Source organism: Branchiibius hedensis (assembly GCF_900108585.1).
Lineage (GTDB): Bacteria > Actinomycetota > Actinomycetes > Actinomycetales > Dermatophilaceae > Branchiibius > Branchiibius hedensis.
The window spans coordinates 2,009,645-2,029,659 of the sequence record NZ_UESZ01000001.1 but is presented as its reverse complement, the minus strand read 5'-3'; the positions used below and the strand labels follow the sequence as shown (position 1 = coordinate 2,029,659).

17 protein-coding genes are annotated in these 20,015 nt (G+C 65.3%); 5 read left to right on the top strand and 12 right to left on the bottom strand.

The window, feature by feature from the left end:
• Nucleotides 1-11: 11 nt before the first annotated feature.
• The 10 genes from DR843_RS09885 to DR843_RS09840 all read right to left on the bottom strand — a co-directional run bounded on the left by DR843_RS09885 (nucleotide 12) and on the right by DR843_RS09840 (nucleotide 12,273).
• Nucleotides 12-1,646, bottom strand: coding sequence for a fucose isomerase (locus tag DR843_RS09885; RefSeq protein WP_109685435.1), 1,635 nt, complete (start codon nucleotides 1,644-1,646; stop codon nucleotides 12-14).
• On the bottom strand, nucleotides 1,646-3,154 hold the full coding sequence (locus tag DR843_RS09880; RefSeq protein ID WP_109685432.1) for an FGGY-family carbohydrate kinase: 1,509 nt from the start codon (nucleotides 3,152-3,154) through the stop codon (nucleotides 1,646-1,648). Before DR843_RS09880 ends, DR843_RS09885 begins: the two co-directional genes overlap by 1 nt.
• A complete protein-coding gene (locus DR843_RS09875) occupies nucleotides 3,151-5,628 on the bottom strand; it encodes a GH116 family glycosyl-hydrolase (RefSeq protein WP_211310214.1) in 2,478 nt (825 codons plus the stop codon). Before DR843_RS09875 ends, DR843_RS09880 begins: the two co-directional genes overlap by 4 nt.
• Nucleotides 5,625-6,731, bottom strand: a complete 1,107-nt coding sequence (locus DR843_RS09870) for a glycoside hydrolase family 172 protein (RefSeq protein ID WP_245934071.1) — start codon at nucleotides 6,729-6,731, stop codon at nucleotides 5,625-5,627. The genes DR843_RS09875 and DR843_RS09870 overlap by 4 nt, the downstream gene beginning before the upstream one ends.
• Nucleotides 6,728-7,468, bottom strand: coding sequence for a hypothetical protein (locus DR843_RS09865; RefSeq protein ID WP_109685430.1), 741 nt, complete (start codon nucleotides 7,466-7,468; stop codon nucleotides 6,728-6,730). The genes DR843_RS09870 and DR843_RS09865 overlap by 4 nt, the downstream gene beginning before the upstream one ends.
• Complete coding sequence (locus tag DR843_RS09860; protein ID WP_211310213.1) at nucleotides 7,465-8,289, bottom strand: carbohydrate ABC transporter permease; 825 nt, start codon at nucleotides 8,287-8,289, stop codon at nucleotides 7,465-7,467. The genes DR843_RS09865 and DR843_RS09860 overlap by 4 nt, the downstream gene beginning before the upstream one ends.
• Complete coding sequence (locus DR843_RS09855; RefSeq protein WP_109685428.1) at nucleotides 8,286-9,218, bottom strand: carbohydrate ABC transporter permease; 933 nt, start codon at nucleotides 9,216-9,218, stop codon at nucleotides 8,286-8,288. Before DR843_RS09855 ends, DR843_RS09860 begins: the two co-directional genes overlap by 4 nt.
• The gene (locus tag DR843_RS09850) at nucleotides 9,215-10,540 is read right to left on the bottom strand and encodes an ABC transporter substrate-binding protein (RefSeq protein ID WP_109685427.1); all 1,326 of its coding nucleotides are present in this window, start codon (nucleotides 10,538-10,540) and stop codon (nucleotides 9,215-9,217) included. The genes DR843_RS09855 and DR843_RS09850 overlap by 4 nt, the downstream gene beginning before the upstream one ends.
• A gap of 110 nt (nucleotides 10,541-10,650) precedes the next feature.
• Entirely contained in the window at nucleotides 10,651-11,673 is a 1,023-nt protein-coding gene (locus DR843_RS09845) for a LacI family DNA-binding transcriptional regulator (protein ID WP_170119822.1), read from the bottom strand.
• Nucleotides 11,674-11,793: 120 nt separating this feature from the next.
• Complete coding sequence (locus DR843_RS09840) at nucleotides 11,794-12,273, bottom strand: M23 family metallopeptidase (protein ID WP_109685423.1); 480 nt, start codon at nucleotides 12,271-12,273, stop codon at nucleotides 11,794-11,796.
• Nucleotides 12,274-12,383: 110 nt separating this feature from the next.
• Here DR843_RS09840 and DR843_RS09835 point away from each other — a divergent pair, with 110 nt between their 5' ends.
• A complete protein-coding gene (locus tag DR843_RS09835) occupies nucleotides 12,384-13,181 on the top strand; it encodes a tyrosine-protein phosphatase (protein WP_109688798.1) in 798 nt (265 codons plus the stop codon).
• Between the two features lie 5 nt (nucleotides 13,182-13,186).
• Here DR843_RS09835 and DR843_RS09830 read toward each other — a convergent pair whose 3' ends face one another.
• Complete coding sequence (locus tag DR843_RS09830) at nucleotides 13,187-14,350, bottom strand: pyridoxal phosphate-dependent aminotransferase (RefSeq protein ID WP_281268823.1); 1,164 nt, start codon at nucleotides 14,348-14,350, stop codon at nucleotides 13,187-13,189.
• A gap of 259 nt (nucleotides 14,351-14,609) precedes the next feature.
• On the opposite strand from DR843_RS09830, the gene rpsB reads away from it, so the two are divergent.
• The 3 genes from rpsB (at nucleotide 14,610) to DR843_RS09815 (ending at nucleotide 17,666) form a co-directional block, all read left to right on the top strand.
• Complete coding sequence (rpsB, locus tag DR843_RS09825) at nucleotides 14,610-15,533, top strand: 30S ribosomal protein S2 (protein WP_109685421.1); 924 nt, start codon at nucleotides 14,610-14,612, stop codon at nucleotides 15,531-15,533.
• Between the two features lie 99 nt (nucleotides 15,534-15,632).
• Nucleotides 15,633-16,460, top strand: coding sequence for a translation elongation factor Ts (gene tsf, locus DR843_RS09820; RefSeq protein WP_109685419.1), 828 nt, complete (start codon nucleotides 15,633-15,635; stop codon nucleotides 16,458-16,460).
• Nucleotides 16,461-16,676: 216 nt separating this feature from the next.
• Complete coding sequence (locus tag DR843_RS09815) at nucleotides 16,677-17,666, top strand: IS481 family transposase (RefSeq protein ID WP_109683852.1); 990 nt, start codon at nucleotides 16,677-16,679, stop codon at nucleotides 17,664-17,666.
• A gap of 77 nt (nucleotides 17,667-17,743) precedes the next feature.
• On the opposite strand, the gene DR843_RS09810 is transcribed toward DR843_RS09815, so the two are convergent.
• Nucleotides 17,744-18,286, bottom strand: coding sequence for a type 1 glutamine amidotransferase domain-containing protein (locus tag DR843_RS09810; RefSeq protein ID WP_109685417.1), 543 nt, complete (start codon nucleotides 18,284-18,286; stop codon nucleotides 17,744-17,746).
• 283 nt (nucleotides 18,287-18,569) lie between these two features.
• Between DR843_RS09810 and DR843_RS09805 the strand changes: the two genes are divergently transcribed.
• The gene (locus DR843_RS09805; RefSeq protein ID WP_109685415.1) at nucleotides 18,570-19,964 is read left to right on the top strand and encodes an ABC transporter substrate-binding protein; all 1,395 of its coding nucleotides are present in this window, start codon (nucleotides 18,570-18,572) and stop codon (nucleotides 19,962-19,964) included.
• Nucleotides 19,965-20,015: the final 51 nt, after the last annotated feature.

The window sequence follows — 20,015 nt, the reverse complement described above, 5'->3', positions numbered from 1 at the left end:
GGCCACCGGGCTTACGGCAACTGCACTCCACACAGGTGTACCTGGATACCGAGGGCATCGAACATCGCTGCCTTGGCCGCCAGCGCCTTGTCCGCCGTCTCTTCATCGGGTGCGTAGGCGACGTTGAGATGGTTGGCGCGGTGCCGCGCCATGAACTGATCGCGGTTCACCCCGTGCAAGACCGCGTGCATGATCGGCCACTGCGGGTTCGTCTCCGACAGCCGACGATCAGTCTCCTCCTTCGGCAAGGTCACGGACGTCGCGCGTCCGAGGTCGGCGTGCAGTACGCCGTCCATGATGAAAACCCGTGACCACACGACGGATCCGGGCTTGGACACGCCACTGAGGGTGCCCCCGCCAAGGGGAAAGAACATGGGCGGTTGACGCATACTCCACGACTTGTCGTAGCCGCCGTTGTGCGATGCAGGCACCGACCCGGAGATCTCCCACACCCACACGAATTCGCCGTCGTAGTCCTCGCCCCAGCGGATGTCGTGCAGCGTGGTGGCGGGGTCCAGACCCATCGCCGACCAGATGCGGTTGGTGGCGAGGGAGTCGACCGCGACGCCCCAGTCGACCTCGTTGAAGTGCGGCAAAGCTTTACCGGCGTACAACTCGCGGGATCCGTCCCGGCTGAAGACGGGGGGTCGTTCCACGTTGTTGAGCAGACCTTCGGCCAGGTCGCTGGCTGGGACGGTGTCCTTCAACCCCTGCTGGTACTGAATACCGACCGCGTCCAGGCCGAAGTCGTCGGCGATCCGCAGGGCGGCGATGTACATCCGGAACTGGCTGAGCAATTGGGCCTCGGTCAATTCCGTCTTCTCATCGGATCCGAGGTGGAAGGTCATTCCGCGGTCTTTGAGCCAGGTGTAGATCCCCTCGGCTTCCTCGTCGGTCACCCGACTCATTTCGTAGACCAGCGCGCTCTGTGACAGGCGCTCCTTGTAGAGCCCGAAGGCGTTGATGAGTTCGTCGTCGAAGATGGCGTTGTACATCCCCATGCAGCCCTCGTCGAAGACACCGGCGATCGCCTTCTGCTCCTTCAACTGGGTGGCCAGGGCCTGCCCCAACTTGGTTTCGTCGCTGGCGGGCAACGGGCCGAGGTCATGGACGTGGGTGACGTCGTGGTCGATGCGGCCGGTGTCCAGCCATTCCTTGAGGCGGTCGCGGCTCCACTGGTCGGCGAAGTCCGGGCTCCACAGCACGGAGTAGTCGATGCCCGCTTTGGTCATACTGCCGGCGAGGTTGAGCAGTCCCACCAGCCCTGGGAACTCACCGGCCCAGTTCGCGACGACCAGGATTGGCCCGCGGTGGCTGCGCAACCCGGCCAGCACATGGTGGCTGTACTCCCAGACGGCTTCGACGACCACCAGCGGTGCGTCGCGCGGAATGCTACGGAAGGCTTCGATGCCAGCGCGCTGACTGTCCAGGAAGCCGTGACCCTTCACCGGGTCGGGTTCGTGGCCCCGAATCACCTGGTACCCCAGGGATTGCACAGCTGCGGTGAAATCCGCTTCGAGCTTCTGCTGGACCGGCCAGCAGGTCTCGTTCGCGGCCGGTCGCAGGTCTCCGCTGGCGACGGTGTAGACCGCGCCCTCCTGTGCGGTGGGTGCTTGTTCGATCGTCGGAACTGCGTACGCAGTCATCAATCCTCCTGGTGTGATGCATCGGATGCGTCGTGTTGGAACCGGGTCAGGGCGTGGACTACGTCCCGTGACGCGAGATAGAGATCCCGGTAGAGCGGGTAGAGACGGTCATACGTCGTCTGCGGGGCGGACTGAGGACGACATGTCCCGGCTGGCGGGTTCCACTGGTCGATGTCCGCGGAGCCCAGCGCTCGCGCGGCCAGGTAGGCATCGCCGTACGCCGCGCCGATGGTGACCGACGGAATGACCTGTTCGCGGCCGGTTACGTCGGTGACGATCTGCGGCCACACGTCCTGCTGGGCGCCACCGCCGACGGCGACGATCCGGTCGATCCGGCCACCGGCAGCCTCGAAGGCCTCGAGGTTGTGCCGCACCCCGAACGCCGTTGCCTCCAAGGCGGATCGGTACAAGTCGCCACGGGTATGGCCCAGTGTGAGTCCGGCGACGACCCCACGGGCGTCCGGATCCATGATCGGCGTGCGCTCGCCGGCGAAGTACGGCAAGGTCAGCAAACCTGTTGAGCCGGGGGCGGATTGGCTGGCCTCGGCCATGAGGGTGGCGTGATCGGCACCCGTCAGATCGGCAAGCCACCCGGTGATGGCTCCGCTGGTGGCCATTCCGCCGGCGAGGCAATGCGTGCCGGCGAATACTCCAGCAGTGCCCCACAGCGAGACGTCGTGCAACGGCTGGTCGACGGTGAGGACCAGGAACATCGTCGTTCCGTACATCAGCATCAGATCACCGGGCCGTACGGCACCGACACTGACTTGCTCGGCCCAGGCATCGATGGTGCCGGTGAGAACCGGAACTCCCTCAGGGAGACCGGTTTGCGCTGCTGCGTTGGCCGTAATCGTCCCCGCGACGGCATCGGACCACTTCAGCGCCGGCAGTTCGATACCGCCGGCCAGCTCGTCCGCCCACGGCTGCAACCACGTGCCGGCCGCGGCGTCGTACATCGGAGTGCATTGGCTGGCTGAGTGCTGGTCCAGGACGTACTCGCCGGTGAGGTGACGCACCAACCACGAACTCGGCATGTAGAGACGCCGGGCTCGCGTGAACACCTCCGGTTCTTCCTGGGCCACCCAGGCCAGTTTGGGTCCCACCGCCTGGCTGGTCAGCGCGGATCCGCACCGTTGCAGAATGACGTCCTGGCCGTATCGCTTCGTCAATTGGGCGATCTGGTCGGTCGCGCGGGTGTCGACACCATAGAGGATGGCCGGGCGCAACGGTCGATCGTGCTCATCGGTCAGCAGAACGCACGGCCCCATGCCGCTGACCCCGACGGCAGCGATGGCACAGTCCGGGTTCGTCGATACCAGTTCCTTCGCGATATCGACGAATTCGCCCCACCAGAGTTCAGCGTCCATCTCGACATGACCGGGTCTGGGGCGCTGCGGACGGTGCGACCGGGTGGTGGCAGCGACCAGAGTGCCCGTCGGGTCGACCAGGACACCTTTGGTGCTCGAGGTGCCGATGTCGACACCGAGAGTGACCGTCGTGGTTGTCATGAACGCACCTCCACAGTGGGGAATTCAGGTCCGAGAACGGGGGAGTACGTCGCGTGCCAGGCAGCGCCGTCGGGTCTGACCTCGACGACCCCGACACGGTCACCGGCGATCACCGGCCACCGACCGGTGCGCGGTGCGACGCTCAGCTCATCCCCTCGGACTGCTGCTCCCGACCAGGCATGAGTCAGTCCGAAGGAGGCCATGGATCGCACGTAGTGGTTACCGCACTCGATTTCGTTGAAGGGATTGCGACGCTCGCCGTCGTACCGATCACGCACGTCCGCGGTGACTTCCTCTGCCGCAGTGAGGGATCCGTCGATCGCCAAGCCGACCGCCGCGGAGTACTCCAGACCAGTCCACACCTCGTAGCAGTACGGGAACGGACGTTCGGGGCGGTCACCGCGCGGAAATGAGCAGTTGATCAGGCCGCGTTCCTCCGCGGTAGCGAACGTCCGCAGATGATTCAGCTGGTCGGTGAACCCGTTGCGATGATTGTGCTGCACGACCATCTGGAGCGCGTGCGTGACGTTCTGGGGATCTAACCCCGTGTCCAGTCCGCTCAGGGCGACCATGCTGTGGCCGACCACTTGGTCTGTTGTGCAGCCGGATCCGATTTGCAGGTCAGGGTGCACGAGATCGTCGGAGCCGACTGCGGGATTCTCACCGGCGTAGCGGATCCGTAACCCGTCAGCGATGTTGTCAACACTCATCGCCGGGCGAACATCCTGTTCGTAGTAGCCGGCGACGTACAGCAGTTCGTCGGTGTTCTTGGCTCCGGTCGACGCGAGTTGTGCACAGCGGGCTGCGAAGTCGGCGTCTGCGCAGACGATGGCCATGTCGGCGCAGGCAACCAGGGCCGCGAGGTACCAGGACTGGTCAACTCCGTTGGGGCCGTAATACTCCACGTCCATCGTGTTGTGCTGGCAGCCTTCCATCAGGCCGTCCTGGTCGGCATCCCAACCGTGCTCGATCCAGGCGAACTCCAGGGCCTTGCGCGCCTGCGGCCACAGGTCGCGGAGCCTCTCGTCGTCGCCGGAGAGCAGCCAGGTGCGGTGCAGCCGCACCAGCGCACCCATCTGCCCGTCCGCTGCGCCAACCCGCCAACGGTTCCCGTTCGTTGCCAGGGGGAGACCAGCTCGGAAGCTCATCATCCCGCGATCGTCCAAACTCCAACGGAATTCGACCTCGCGCATGGACCAGGCAAGCTCGGGGAACAGCTGCTCAAGGGCGTACTGGTAGTTCCACACATGGGTGCAGCTGCCGTGACAGCTTCCCGTCGTCGGATTGCAACCCTCCCACGCCAGGAAGGTCCCGTCGGCGATCCGGAAACAGGTCGGCGACTTCAGGACCGCGACGTTGGACAGGATCGCGTCCTGCACGCTCACGGGAAGGTCGCTACCGGCGATGCTGCGTACATAACGCAGGGTGGCCGCCTCTAAGTCAGCCAGCTGGGGTGCTACCTGATCTACGACGTCCGCTGCATCGGTGAATCGCTGGGTGTAGTGGTTTCCTACCCAATCGCAGGAGTGACTGCCCTGCGGTAACCCTGCCCAATCATGTTGCCAACCAAACCGATTCGGCGCGTGCCAGGCGATCAGGAAGGTGACCTCCGCTTCCTGGCCGGGTGCGAGATCGACGGAAGTTGCCAGCGACGCCGTGGGTACGGCGGCCCCCGGCTTCTCCGGCTCATTGACCTGGCCGTCGGCTGCGAAGTCGTCCCAGAAGTCCAGGAGGGAGTCGCCCCAGGACCGGCGTGCCCACGTCGTACGTCGACTGGTGACCTGACGGCCGAGGACGGCGAAGGCCAGCGTGCCCCATGTCTCGTCCTTGTCGTCAAGGGTCGTGCTGTAGCCGCGCACTCCGTCGAAACCGTTACCGGAGAATGCTTCGAAGACATTGCCCTCGGGAATGCGGTCTTCTCCATAAGGGGTCTTGCGCCACCCGACGATGTGCTGGACATTGCCGCACACGTCGGCGCGCACCGGCTGCTGGGTGAGGTTGGTCAGCCGCACCCGGTAGACAAGCAGCGGCAGTCCGCTCGCGTCCGCGTCGCCGGGCACCACCGGATTGAACGCCGACACCATCGCAGCGACAGGCAGTGCCGGGTCGGTCAGTCGTACCCTGCCGAACGGGTAGGCGGCCTCGAACACAGCGTCGGTGAAGCGGGGCAGACCGGCACCCGGTACGGCGCTGCCGAGGTGGCCGTCACGGTCGCGTGCAGAGAGCGCGCCTTCGAGGACCCGGGTGGCGATCGCGCCGTCGGCATCCTGCGTACGAACGACGAAGAACGACAACGGATTGAAGCCTTTGGCCGGCCGGTTGAACAGTTCCCAGTCGATCAGTTGGCCACGACCGCCCAGGCTGATACAACCGGTCCCGATCCCGCCGACTGGCATCGCGATCTGCTCCAGACGTCGCCCGGAGTAGTTGCTGACCACCGGCCAATCTGCCGGTCCGGCCTCGGGGTAGGTCACGTCAACGGGTCCATCGGCTCGCCCAGGATCTCCAGGTCGTCGGCGCTCGGGAACGTCGGCCGGTGCGCGGTCGGACGATCGAGGTAGAAGAAGGCCGTCGATGCGATGTCGTCGTGCAGCGGGTTGTATCGGTGCCCGCTGCGCCAGCCCAGCGCCTGGATGTCGACGGTCAGATCCTCGGCGAAGTGGATCGGGTCAAGGATGTGCCAGCGGTACATGCCGAACCGCTGTTGGGAGTAGTACAGCCCGTCTGGTCGCAGCACTTGGGGCATGCCGAGGTAGGGCGTCGAGAACGAGGTGTACCCCTGGCCGGGCACATCGAAGTTCCAGGCGCCGCCGAAGTAGTCTTCGGTGCCGGTGCCACAGATCGTGGGGAATGCACCATCGGGCTGGACCCGGTCCCCATCGAGATAGAACTTGATCTCACCTTCACCCCACCACCCAGGGGAGTTCACACCCCACGCGAGGTAGGTCCCGACGTACTGACCTTGTCCCTCGATGTTGTCGAGGATCGGGTGAGTTTCCAGGTGCGGCAAGGGATTTGAACGGCGGAACTGGGCGTGCAGGTAGCCGTCGGCTTGGTGGTCGCTGCCGATCTCATAGGTGATCTGGTAGTAGACCGTGGCGGTGTGGGGTGCGAGGTTTTCGATCGTCAGCCGCGCCCCGGTGCGGAACGGCATGGGCCAGTAGCAGTTGAAGCCGCCGTTGGGGTTCGCGGCAACCATGCTGGACGAGACCTGGGCGAACCGTCCCCAGCCGTTGGCGAAGAAGTCGCCCAGGGGGACCTCGATCGCGGGCGCGTCGCTGTCGTCCCAGTAGGCGCGCATCACCAGGGAGCGCCAGTTGGAGCGATGGGTGGTCAACCAGATGTGCGTGATCTTGGCTGGTCCCTCGATGTTGGCCAGCTCGAAGGTGTCGTTGGCGGCGACGTCGACGCTGGGCGAGATCTTCCAGCCGACGCCGAGGTCGCGCGCACAGTCCGCGCCGGTGCCCTCGGTGGCCCGTCCGCCCTGCCCCTTGCGGCCGGAGAAGTTCTCCGGGGAGATCGACCGGGTTTGCACGGCACGCAGTGCTGCGAGATTGATGATGGCGCTGTCGGTCACGATGTCGTGATCCTTTCGGCGGGAGTGAGATCGTGGGGGGAACTGAGATCGGTGGCGCCGAGCTCGATAGCACTGGACCAGAACGCAGCTGCGGCGAGCAGGAGGACCGGACCGGGCACGAGCGGCAGCAACGTGCCGGTGATCGCCAGTCCAGCCCACAGGCCGAGGCCGAGCACCGTGAGCGGTGCGGCGAAGCGCACCGGCCACCGACCCACCAGGTGCAATGCGGTGGCCCAGAGGGCGACACCGCGCAGGTCTGGCCGTGCGATGGCGGCGGGTACGGCGGCCAGCAGGGTGAATACAGCCAAGAGTGTCGCGCTGGAACTGATCGCCATCGGGGCCAGCCAGACCGGTGAGGCGGTGCGTTCGTGCACGACGACGGCGACCATCAGCAGGACCGCAGGTGTGGCGGGTATGACGAGCAGGCCGATCCCGAGCCGCGCGGTACGGCGGGTAGCGCGAGCCCAGTTGCGGATCGTCGCGTCGTCCTCGACCACGATGTCGTGACAGACGCCCGCGAGGCCGGTGAGCGGTGGCCCGACCACCAGCGGACTCAGCAGCAGGGACCACGGAGTCAGTCCACCGCCAAGGATCGCGGTCAGGGCGATCGCCAGGGTGAGCACGACGCTGCCGGTGAGCAGTGCGGGCAGGCCCGCCCACACGCCGCGGACGGTCCGCTGCAGCACAACGCGTTGGGTGGCGTCGCGCTGGGTCGAGTCGACGACGTGCGCGCTCATCCGCGGATCCCGGCGGCAGCGACGCTGGCGATGAATGCTCGCTGGGCGAACAGGAACACGACCAGGACAGGTACGACGACCGCGGTGATCGCGGCGAACACCACCACGCTTGAACCACCTTGTCCGGCTTGCAAAGTCACCAAACCGATGGGCAAGGTCATATTCTCCGGGGAGCTGAGGAAGATCAACGGACCGAAGTAGTTGTTCCACGATGCTTCGAAGGTCAGGATGCCCATCGCGGCGATCGCTGGCCCCGACAGCGGCACCAGCATCCGGAAGAGAATCCAGAAGTGGCCCGCCCCGTCCATCATCGCGGCCTCGTCGAGTTCGCGGGGGATGGAGTTGAAGTACTGCCGGAAGAAGAAGATCGAGAAGACGTTGATCAGCGCCGGCAGCCACAACGCGGCGAGGTGATCGATCAGACCCAGGTTCCGCATGAGGATGAACACCGGGATGATCGTCATCTGCGCCGGCACCATGAGCGCTGCGAGCATCAGGCCGAAGACCTTGTCCTTGCCGCGGAAACTGCAGCGGGAGAACGCATACGCCGCGAGCAGGCTCACGACAATCGATCCGACCGTGGTGATGACCGCCACGATCACGCTGTTCAGCGCCATTCGCCAGAACGGGATCAGATCACCGATAGCGCTGAAGTTCTCCGTCGTGAGCGGGTGCGGGATCCAGTTGGGCGGCAGTTCGAAGGCCGCGGACTCCTGAGTGAAACTCTCACTGATCAACCAGACCAGCGGTGCCAGCATCAGCACGCCGAGGAGCACGAGGACCACGGTGAGTACGGTCCGTCCGGGATGGAAACGATTCACGACTGCACCACCCACCGTCGGCTCGCCCAGAACTGGAAGGCCGTCACCACCGCCATCACCGCGAACACCAGGATGGACACAGCAGAGGCGTAGCCGACCTCGAAAGCCTGGAACCCCTTCTGGTACAGGTACATCACGATCGTCGTCGTTGAGTTCTCCGGTCCGCCGTCAGGGGTGATGATCTGGACGGGGTCGAAGATCTGGAAGGCGCCGATGAAGGTGATGATCGTCGCGAAGAAGATCGTCGGCGACATCATCGGGATGATCACGTGCCACAGCCGTTGCCAGGCGTTGCAACCGTCGATCTTGGCTGCCTCGATCAGCTGGGCGGGGACGGTTTGCAGTCCGGCCAGCAGGATGACGAACGTGTAGCCGATGGTGTGCCACCAGTCGATGCCGATGATCGCGGGCAACGCCCAGTGCGGATCGGTGAACCAGTCCGGCGGGTTGATGCCGATCTTCTTCAGGTAGTAGGTCCCCATCCCGAAGGTGGGATCCAGCACGTACTTCCACAGCAGAGCCACCGCAGCCCAGGAGATGACGAACGGGAAGAACAAGGACGTGCGCACGAAGTAGGACGCGACGCGGCTGGTGATGGCGTTGACCCCGAGGGCCAGTAGCAGTCCGCCGATCAGGTGCGTGACGACCGAGGCAATCGCGAAGATGAAGGTGTTACCCAAAGCCTTGTACAGCAACGGATCCTGGAACATCTGGGTGAAGTTGCCGAACCCGTTGAAGGTGGCCGGCGTCAGCATGTCCCAGCTGAAGAAGCTCAGGATGATGGCCGCGATGAACGGCCCGAGCACAAAGATCAGGAACAGCAGCACCGCAGGACTGACGAAGAACCACCCTGCCAGGCCGGCAGACCGCCCGGTGCCCCTGTCTTTGGACGGGGTCCGGGCGGCCGTCTCGACAAGAGCGGTCGTCACAGCAGGGCTTGGATCGCTGTGTTCGCCTGGTCGAGAGCGTCCTGCGGCGACTTCTGGCCAAGAATGGCGGCCTGCCAACCCTTCGTGACCTCGGTCTGGATCTGGGCTCCCTTGGCTGGGCTGGGGATCGGCGTCGCGTAGTCGATGGCACTGGCGATGAGTTCGGTCCCCTTGGGCGCGTCTTTGAGGAATACCTCGCTCTGGGCGACGGAGGTCAAGGCGGGCACGTTCGTGCCGCCGACGCTGGCGTAGAACTCCGAGGCCTCCTTGGACATCATCCACTTCAAGAAGGTCCAGGCCTTGTCCTTCCGTTGGGAGGCCTTGAAGATCGGCCAGGCGTCCCAGCCGGCTGCCGAACCGTTGCTCTTCTTGATCGGCCACTTCACGATCTGGGTCTTGTCGACCATGTTGAGTCGGCGGATGTCCAGGGTCGGCCATCGTCCGCCACCCAACGTGGCGAGCTTGCCCTTCTGGAACTGCGCGGCAGCATCGAAGGTTCCACCTGGCTTGGGGGAGTAGCCGGCGTCGAGCAGGCTCTTGACGTACGTGACCGCTTCGACGGCCTCCGGCGAGTTGAAGGTCGCCTTCTTCCAGTCCGCGTCAGTCGTGCTCGCCCCGTTGGTCAGGAGCCACGGCATGATGTCCACGAACGGGAAGCCGTAACCCACGCCCAATAGGTAGGCACCCGTCTTGGACTTGATCTGCTCACCGGCGTTCTTGTAGTCATCCCACGTCCAGTCGCCGCTCGGCAGGTCGACACCGGCCTTCTCGAACACCTCGGTGTTGCAGTACTGCACGGTGGTGTTGTACCCACCCGGGATGTAATACGTCTTGCCATCCGGCGAGCCGTACTTCGCACTCCATGCCTTGAGGTTCGGGGCAATCCCGTTGAAGAAGGCGTCGGTTTCGGCCTTGTCCTTGGCGATCAGGTCATCGAGGGGTTCAAGGAGCCCTTTGGATGCCATCAGCTGCTGACCCTCGGTAGCGACATCGACGATGTCGGGCACCTTGCCACCGGCGATCTGGGTGGAGACGGTGTTCACGAAGGTGGCCCAGTCCCCAGCGGCGATGCCGGTTGCCTTGATCTCGATATCGGGGTGCTTCTTGTGGAAGGCGTCGAACAACTGCTGGAAAGCCTTCTGCTGGGTCGCATCGCCCATGTACAGCAGCGTGAGGGGACCGCTTGCCCCGCCACCACCGCTGCTGCCACCGGACGATCCGCCACAGGCGGCGAGAGAACCGAGTGCGGGAAGTGCCAGCGCGGCAGCGCCGGCTTTGAGGATGGTCCGCCGCTCAATGCGGGGCCGACCGGTTGCGGACATGCGATACACCTCTTTGTGAAGTCCTGAGCCCTGCGAGGAATCGATTACTCATCCCCGCGGCCGACACTATGTGCCCTGGGTCACTGTCGTCAAGGTCTGCGGATATGCGGTCAGAGCCGGCGCAGGGAACTACCTCGCACGATCAAGGAGGTGCGCAGAAGCACCGTCCGCGCGAGGTCGGAGGTTTGGTTCGATGAGTCGGTGGATGCCCGGTTGACGCGTTGGAGAAGCATCCGGGTCGCCTCCGCCCCGATGTCGTAGGCGGGCTGGTCGATTACGGTGAGCGGTGGATCTACGAAGGGGGCCCAGGGCGTGTCATCGAAACCGACCAGTCCGATGTCATGGCCGATTCTCATTCCGCGAGAACGGATTTCCTCGATTGCTCCGATCACCATCTCGGAGTTGGCGACGAAGAACGCATCTGGCGGTGTTGGGCTGTCAAGCAATTCGGCGGTCGCAGCCCGTCCGCCAGCCACGCGGTAGTCGGCGTAGCGGATCAGGCTGTCTGACGGGTGAGTGCCTGACTGTGTCAGGGCCTCGCGGAAGCCACGGGCTCGCCGCTCAGCCGTGTCGGCTTCGCGTGGTCCCGTGATGCAGCCAGGGCGTCGCCAGCCCTGTTCGAGCAGGTGCTCGGTCGCGCTGCGGGCCCCCTCCGACGAGTCGACGAACACGCTGTCGATCGATTCGTCGAGCGCGCGGTCGATCGCGACAACCGGAATATTGGCCCGTTGTAGCGCGGTCACATCAGAGCCACCAGCGTTGGGCGACAACAGAACTCCGGCCACCATGCTTCGTCGCGCGATGTCGAGGTAGCGCGACTCCTTCTGTGAGTCTTCATCCGAATTACACAAGAGCACCGAGTAGCCGGCCGTCTGGGCGACGTCCTCGACTCCGCGGGCGACAGCGGTGAAGAACGGGTTGCCGATGTCCGAAATGATCAACGCCAGCAGATCTGACTTCTGCGTGCGCAGACTGCGCGCGACTGGATTCCCCTCGTAACCCAACGCTTTGGCGGCCGCGCGGACCCGCCGTGCCATCGCCGGGTCGACTGAGGCGACCCCGTTGAGTACCCGGGAGACGGTGGCAACCGACACATCCGCTCGGGCGGCGACGTCTTTGATAGTGGTCGGCATGATCGGCCTCCAGGGGATGGAAGGAGCTGGCTGCGATGACCCTATCGACATTCTAGGGAAATCGTTATCAGCACTCCGGCTGTGTGTTTCCCGGTGTTTCCGACGACGGCCAGCCTCACGTCAGCGGCAGCAGGACGATCTCGGGACGGGCCAGCAACGTGAGCGGATCTCGATACTCGTCCTCTCCGACGAGTAGCCCCAGTGCAGACAAGACCGCGGGGCGCAATGGCTGCCCGTCTCCGATAGCCGGCCGATCGGCGTACCGGCCGCCACCGGGCTGCTTCGCGGGAGACGTGCGTCCAACGGCTCGTACGTCGTGCGCCGACCATCCGGATGCCGCACCGTGATCACGCCGCGCCCGGCGACGACGCCGCTGAAGACGACGATGCCTGGGCCGGCCGCCGTGACGACGGTGCCCGGGGTGGCCGCCAGGTCCACCCCGCGATGACCCGCCGACCAGGGGTGTGGCGGGGCCTCGAACGGACGAACCACGCTGTGCGGCAGCAGTATCGGCCAATCGTAGGGGGACAGGGGAGTGCTCACGGAACTGGCGATCACAGCGTTGGCGATGGCGACCACGATCGTGAGCAGGATGGGCATGATGTCAGCCTGTGATGTCCCCGAACTCGGCGCCACGGCGAACCAGCGGAGTGTGGACAACCAACGGGCCTGCGATCAGTATCCACATCTGGGGCGGCGACAATTTCGTCATGGAACAGCCCGCACCCGGAGCCCCGATCGACCTCCCGACCCTTGCCAACCTGCGTGACCTCGGCGGTTGGACCGGAGCAGACGGTGCCCCGGTCATCTCGGGCGCGTTGTACCGATCGACCAAACTTGCCGGGATCGACGAAGCCGACACCGACCAACTCGTCGATCGCAAGGTCCAGACGGTCATCGACCTGCGGACCAAGGTGGAGCGAGATGCCGAGCCGGACCCAGAGGTTCCCGGGGCGGCCAACGTGTTCCTCGACGTGCTGCAAGGCAGCGCGATGGCGGCCTCCGCTGACCTGCGCGACCTGCTCAAGCACCCGCGCGAGGTCACCAGTGCCTTGGGCGACGGCAAGGCGGTCGAGTTCATGTCGGTCGCCTATCGCGAGATCGTCGTGCTGCCCAGCGCGCTGAAGGCCTACCGCGGCTTCTTCGACGTCATCGACCAAGCCTCGGAGCCGGTGCTGTTCCACTGCACGACAGGCAAGGACCGCACCGGCTGGGGTGCAGCGCTCATCTTCACGGTGCTCGGTGTGTCACGCGATCAGATCGTGCACGAGTACCTGTTGACCAATGACCAGTTGCTGCCGCGGTTCAAGAAGTCGTTCGAGGCCTTCGAACTCGCCGGCGGTGACCCGGCGGTCCTCAGGCCGGTGCTCGGCGTGGATCGGGCGTACCTGCAGAACTCGTTCGACACCGTCGACAAGGAGTTCGGCTCGATGGACCGCTACCTCCATGAGGGCCTGGGCATGACTGCAGAACGGCAGCAGCGGTTCCGGGAACGTTTCCTGGCCTGAGCTGGTCAGGCACGGGTCAAGCGGGCCACGGCCTCGGCCAGCACCTCGTCCTTCTTGCAGAACGCAAACCGCACCAGCGTGCGTGCGGCGTCCTTGTCGTCGCAGAAGGCGGACACCGGGATCGCCGCGACACCGTGCGTACGCGGCAACTGCCAGCAGAAGTCCATTGCGTCGGTCACCCCGAGTGGCGCGGCGTCGGCGATGACGAAGTAGGTGCCGTTGGACCGCGCCACCTCGAATCCGGCGGCGGTCAGTCCCGCCGACAGCAGGTCCCGCTTACGACCCAGATCCTGCGCGAACCGTGTGACGTAGTCGTCCTGGGTGTCCAACCCGAGGGCGATGGCCGGCTGGAACGGGCCGCTACCGACGTACGTCAGGAATTGTTTGACCGTCCGGCACGCGCTGACCAACTCGGCTGGCCCGGTCAGCCACCCCACCTTCCAGCCGGTCGTGGAGAAGGTCTTGCCCGCCGACGAGATGGTGATCGTGCGCTGCCCGGTACCGGGCAGGGCGGCAAAGGGTAGGTGCCGGGCGCCATCGAAGGTGAGGTGCTCGTACACCTCGTCGGTCACGACGTACGCGTCGTATTCGGCGGCGAGTGCGGCGATCAGGGTCAGTTCGTCGCGGCTGAAGACCTTGCCCGTCGGGTTGTGCGGGGTGTTGAGCAGGACCAGGCGGGTGCGCCCGGTGAACGCCGCGCGCAAGGCGTCTTCATCGACCGCGAAGTCCGGGAAGCGCAGCGGCACCGTGCGGCGGGTGGCGCCCGCCAGGGCTATGCACGCGGCGTACGAGTCGTAGTACGGCTCGAAGGTGACCACCTCATCGCCCGGCTCGCACAATGCGAGTACGGCGCTCGCGATCGCTTCCGTCGCACCCACCGTGACCAGGACCTGGGTTTGCGGGTCGATATCGAGGTCGTAATGGCGCTGCTGGTGGCTGGCGATCGCTTCGCGTAGGACGGGGTAGCCCAGGGCCGGCGGGTACTGGTTGTAGCCATCGGCGATGGCGTCCTGCGCGGCCTGCAGCACCTCGGCGGGTCCGTCGGTGTCCGGGAAGCCCTGTCCGAGGTTGACGGCTCCGACCTGTGCGGCGAGCGCGGACATCTCGCCGAAGATCGTCGAGCCGAAAACGGCCAGAGTCGGAGCGATGGGCGGCCGGCGGTTTGTCACGAGCGTCAGCCTAGGCCGCGCCCGGGGCGCCGATTCGTCGCAGAGCCCGCTGTCGCCGTACGATAGATGCACGGTCAGTGTCGGAATTTCGGCATCGGCCGAATTCGCGTGTCCTTCTCCGGGTCTCGATCCGGGCCGCGGTAGCACCAGTCTGACCTACGGGTCAGCGCGAAACGGCAGGACGCCAGGGCGGCTCCACCGGTCTTTACGGACTGAGCGGGTCGCAGCCAACTGAAACGACTAACGGAAGGACTTCGGCATGGCCGTCGTCACAATGCGCCAGCTCCTGGAGAGCGGCGTCCACTTCGGGCACCAGACCCGTCGCTGGAACCCCAAGATGAAGCGCTTCATCATGACCGAGCGCAATGGCATCTACATCATTGACCTGCAGCAGTCGCTGACCTACCTCAACGACGCGTACGAATTCATCCGCCAGACCGTCCAGCACGGCGGCACGGTGCTGTTCGTTGGCACCAAGAAGCAGGCGCAGGAGTCGATCGCCGAGCAGGCCACCCGCGTCGGCATGCCGTACGTGAACCACCGCTGGTTGGGCGGCATGCTCACCAACTTCGGCACCGTCTCCAAGCGCCTGGCGCGTTTGAAGGAGCTGGAGAACATCGATTACGACGATGTCGCTGGTTCCGGTCGCACCAAGAAGGAACTTCTCGTGATGAAGCGCGAGAAGGACAAGTTGCAGCGCACCCTCGGCGGTATCCGCGACATGACCAAGGTGCCGTCGGCGATCTGGGTCGTCGACACCAAGAAGGAGCACCTGGCCGTCACCGAGGCCCGCAAGCTCAACATCCCGGTCATCGCGATCCTGGACACCAACTGCGACCCCGACGAGGTCGACTACAAGATTCCGGGCAACGACGACGCGATCCGCTCCGTCACCTTGCTGACCCGCGTGGTTGCCGACGCCGTCGCCGCTGGTCTGATCGACCGCTCCAAGGGCCGTTCGGGTGAGGGCGACGAGGCCGAGCCGATGGCCGAGTGGGAGCGCGAGCTGCTGGAGTCCGAGCAGGCCGCTGCCGACACGGACACGGCCGCTGGCCCGAGCCAGATCGACAAGGCGGCCGCTGAGACCGCCGCTGTCGACGGTGGCAACGAGGGTGTCGCCGCGGCGACCGTCGAGGCCGCCGAAGAAACCACCGAGGCCGCCGAAGAAACCACCGAGGCCTGATAACGCCTCGCCACGGTCCGCACCTCGGTGCGGGCCGTGGTCATGCGGGGGTGCCCCCGCATCTGATTCCACATTGCTGACGAAGGAGTCACTGAACTCATGGCGAACTACACCGCCGCTGACATCAAGGCGCTGCGTGAGCGCACCGGTGCCGGCATGCTCGATGTCAAGAAGGCGCTCGACGAGGCCGATGGCGACCAGGCCAAGGCCGTTGAGATCCTGCGTATCAAGGGCCTGAAGGGCGTCACCAAGCGCGAAGGCCGCTCGGCCACCAACGGTTTGGTCACGGCGCACACCGCCGGCGAGTCCGGCACGCTGGTCGAGGTTGCCTGCGAGACCGACTTCGTGGCCAAGAGCGAACCGTTCATCGCCCTGGCCGACAAGGTTCTGGCGATCGCGGTTGCGACCGAGGCCAACACCGTCGACGCGCTGCTGAAGGCCGACCTGGACGGTCGCTCCGTGCAGGAGATCGTCGACGAGGCCAACGCCACCATCGGCGAGAAGATCGAGGTCCGCCGGGTGGCGCGCGTGCACGGTGAGACCGTCGTGTCCTACCTGCACAAGACCAGCCCCGACCTGCCTGCGCAGATCGGTGTGCTGCTGGCCGTTACCGGTGACCACGAGCAGGCTGCCCGCGACATCGCGATGCACATCGCCGCGTTCAGCCCGACCGCGCTGACCCGCGCCGAGATCCCCGAGGCCGTCATCGCCAAGGAGCGCGAGTTGGCTGAGGCGACCGCGCGCGAGGAAGGCAAGCCGGAGCGGGCGCTGCCCAAGATCATCGAGGGCCGGGTGAACGGCTTCCTGAAGGACAACGTCCTGTTGGAGCAGCCGCACGCCAAGGAGCCGAAGAAGACCGTCGGCAAGGTCGCCGAAGAGGCTGGCATTTCTGTGACGGGCTTCGCCCGCTTCAAGGTCGGCGTTTGACCAAGCGCGAGCCCGGAGTTGTCGACGAGGCGCTAGCCGAGTCGGCGGCGGAGGGGGAGTGCGCAGGGAAGGCGCCGAGAGGGTACAGCGTCTGACCTAGCTGTACTGCCCCGGGACGTTAGGAACGGTTCTCGGCCTGTCGGCGTGACTTGAGGAAGACCTCCGGGTGAGGTGTGAAGCGACGAAGCAAACACATCCCCAAACCCGGAGGTCCTCATGGTCCACGCTAATGCCCCGCTTTCTGCGACTGGTCGCCTGCGCCTGGCGCGGTGCGTGGTGGACGATGGGTGGCCGTTGCGGCGGGCCGCAGACCGGTTCGGGGTCTCGGTCACCACCGCGCACCGCTGGGCGGCCCGGTACCGCCAGCATGGTGCGGCGGGGATGTGCGATCGTCCCAGCCGGCCCCAGTCATGTCCGCACCGCACCAGTAGGCGCCGGGAACGGCGAGTCCTGGGGTTACGGGTTTCGCGGCGGTGGGGGCCGGCCCGGATCGCCTACCACCTGGGGATGAATCCGGCCACGGTGCACCGCATCCTGACCCGGTACCGGTGTCTTCGGTTGTCCTGGACGGACCCGGCCACTGGTGCCCCGGTACGGGCCGGTCGTCGAAAGGTGGTGCGCTACGAACGCGACGCCCCGGGTGATTTGGTCCACGTGGACATCAAGAAGCTGGGCCGCATCCCCGATGGGGGTGGACACCGGGTCCATGGCCGCGCTGCGGGGAAAGCTAACTCCCGTGCTACCTCCAGCAGTGGGCGGGGGTATGCCTACCTGCACCACGCGGTCGATGACCACTCCCGGTACGCCTACTCAGAGATCCTGGCCGATGAGAAGAAGGAGACCGCGACCGCGTTCATGCAACGGGCGGTGGCGCACTTCGCGCAGGTCGGGATCACCACGGACCGGGTGATGACCGACAACGGGTCCTGTTACCGCTCCCACCTATTCCGGAACATGCTGCAGGACCATGGGATCACCCATAAACGCACCCGCCCCTACACCCCGAAAACCAACGGGAAAGTCGAGCGGTTCAACCGGACCCTGACCGAGGAGTGGGCCTACGCCCGCCCCTACACCAGCGAGACCGAACGCGCCGCCGCGTACGAGGACTTCCTGCACATCTACAATCACCACCGCGCACACACCGCGCTCAAAGGTGGCTCACCCGCAGACCGCGTACCCAACCTGGCGGGGCACTACACCTAGCGAGACGAGAATGTACGCCGCCCGCTCACCTGAGCGGGCGGCGTACGTGTGTCTCGGGTCGGTGTTGTCGACGAACGTCAGGTCAGGGTGGCGCTCTCGAGGGCGCGCAGCAGTTCCTTGTCGAAGTCGGGCAGGTCGTCGGGTTTGCGGCTGGTGATCAGGTTGCCGTCGATCACCACCGATTGGTCGAGCCATTCACCGCCGGCGTTGGAGAGGTCGCTTTGCAGGCTCGGCCACGAGGTGACCTGCCGGCCGCTGACCACGTCGGCCTCGATCAGCACCCACGGTGCGTGGCAGATCGCAGCGACGGGCTTACCGGATGTCACGAACTGACGCACGAATCGCACGGCATCCTCGTCCTGGCGCAGCGCGTCGGGGTTGGCGACACCGCCTGGCAGGACGAGGGCGGCAAAGTCGTCGAGGTTCGCGGCGGATACCTTCGCGTCAGCCTGCTGCGTCGACGCCTTGTCCAAATGGTCGAAAAGTTGCACCTCCCCACCGTCCGGGCTCAGCAGCACCGGGGTGTATCCGGCGTCGGTCACCGCCTGCCACGGATCGGTCAGCTCGACCCGCTCGACACCTTCGGCGGCGGTCAGGAAGGCGATCTTGCCGTTCGTCATCGAATGAACTCCTCGTGTGTGTAGCCGCGACCTGCGGCGATGGCAGGCTCTCTGCCCGCTCAACTCGACGCTAGGCCGAGCATCGCAGCGGCGGTTCACCCGCAAGGACCGCGGGTGCTTGTGACCTACGTTATGTAATCGTTATTACAAAATGTGCGTTGGCCCGCGACACGGGTGTGTAAGCGGTTTTACAGTTCCGTGAGGCCCGACACACAGGGTCGCATCCTCAAAGAAGAGGGCTGGTCGTCTCGGCCACCCACATTCATGTGAAAGGGAGAGACGCATGGCTCTCAGTTCCAAACGGACCGTCGCGGCGCTCGCCGGACTGGTTGCGGTGTCGTTCGGCACGGTCGCTTGTGGCGGCTCGTCAGACGACGGCAGTGGCGCGGGTGGTGGCGGTACGTCCGTCGGCGCATCCCAGATCGACAAGACCGACTACTCCAAGTGGTGCGACATGAAGTCGCAGCTGCAGGGCAAGACGGTGACCGTCTACACCTCGATCATCGGACCCGAGGGAGCCGCCCAGCAGGCGTCGTACAAGAAGTTCGAGGAGTGCACCGGCGTCACCATCAAGTACCAGGGTGACAACGACTTCGAGAAGAACCTTCCCCAGCGCGCGCAGACCGGCAACCTGCCGGACATCGCCTTCATCCCGCAGCCGGGTCTGCTCAAGACCATGGTCTCCACCGGTAAGGCGATCCCCGCACCGCAGACCGTCATTGATGAGATCGACAAGGGCTGGCAGCCGATCTGGAAGACCTACGGCACCGTCAACGGCACCGTGTACGCCGCGCCGCTGGGTGCGAACGTGAAGTCGTTCGTCTGGTACTCCCCGAAGTTCTTCAAGGAGAAGGGTTACACCGTCCCCACCACCTGGGACGAGATGATGACCCTCACCAAGAAGATCGCCGCCGACGGTGGCAGCACGACCAAGCCGTGGTGTGGTGGCATCAGTTCGGGTACGGCGACCGGCTGGCCGGCGACCGACTGGCTCGAGGAGTCGATGCTGCGCTTCAACTCCCCGGAGGACTATGACAACTGGATCACCAACAAGCTGAAGTTCAACGACCCGAAGGTCCTGAACGCCCTCAACAAGATCAGCGACATCTTCAAGAACCCGGCCTACGTCAACGGTGGCCACGGTGACGTGAAGTCCATCAAGTCCACGACCTTCCAGGACGCGGGTCTGCCGATCCTGAAGGACCAGTGCGCCATGCTGCAGCAGGCCTCGTTCTACGCCGCCAACTGGCCGACCGGCACCAAGGTCGGCCCGGATGGTGACGTGTGGGCGTTCTTCGAGCCCGGCCAGGCTGCTTCCGACAAGCCCGTCGAGGGTGGCGGCGAGTTCACCGTCGCCTTCCGCAAGGCGCCCGAGGTGCAGGCGTTCCAGGCGTTCCTGGCGTCGGCCGACTGGGCCAACGACAAGGCCAAGGCAACCCCGGCCGGTGGTTGGGTCAGCGCCAACAAGGGCCTGGACATCAACAACCTGACCTCGCCGCTGGACCAGGAGAGCTACAAGCTGCTGCAGAGCGCGACGGCCTTCCGGTTCGACGCCTCGGACCTCATGCCGAGCTCGGTGGGCGCTGGCAGTTTCTGGACTGAAATGACCAACTGGATCATGGGCCAGAGCAACGAGCAGACGCTGGACAACATCCAGAAGTCCTGGCCGTCCAACTGATCCCTGCGCACAGCGCACCGGATCACTGATCAAGACCGGGTGGGCGAAGAC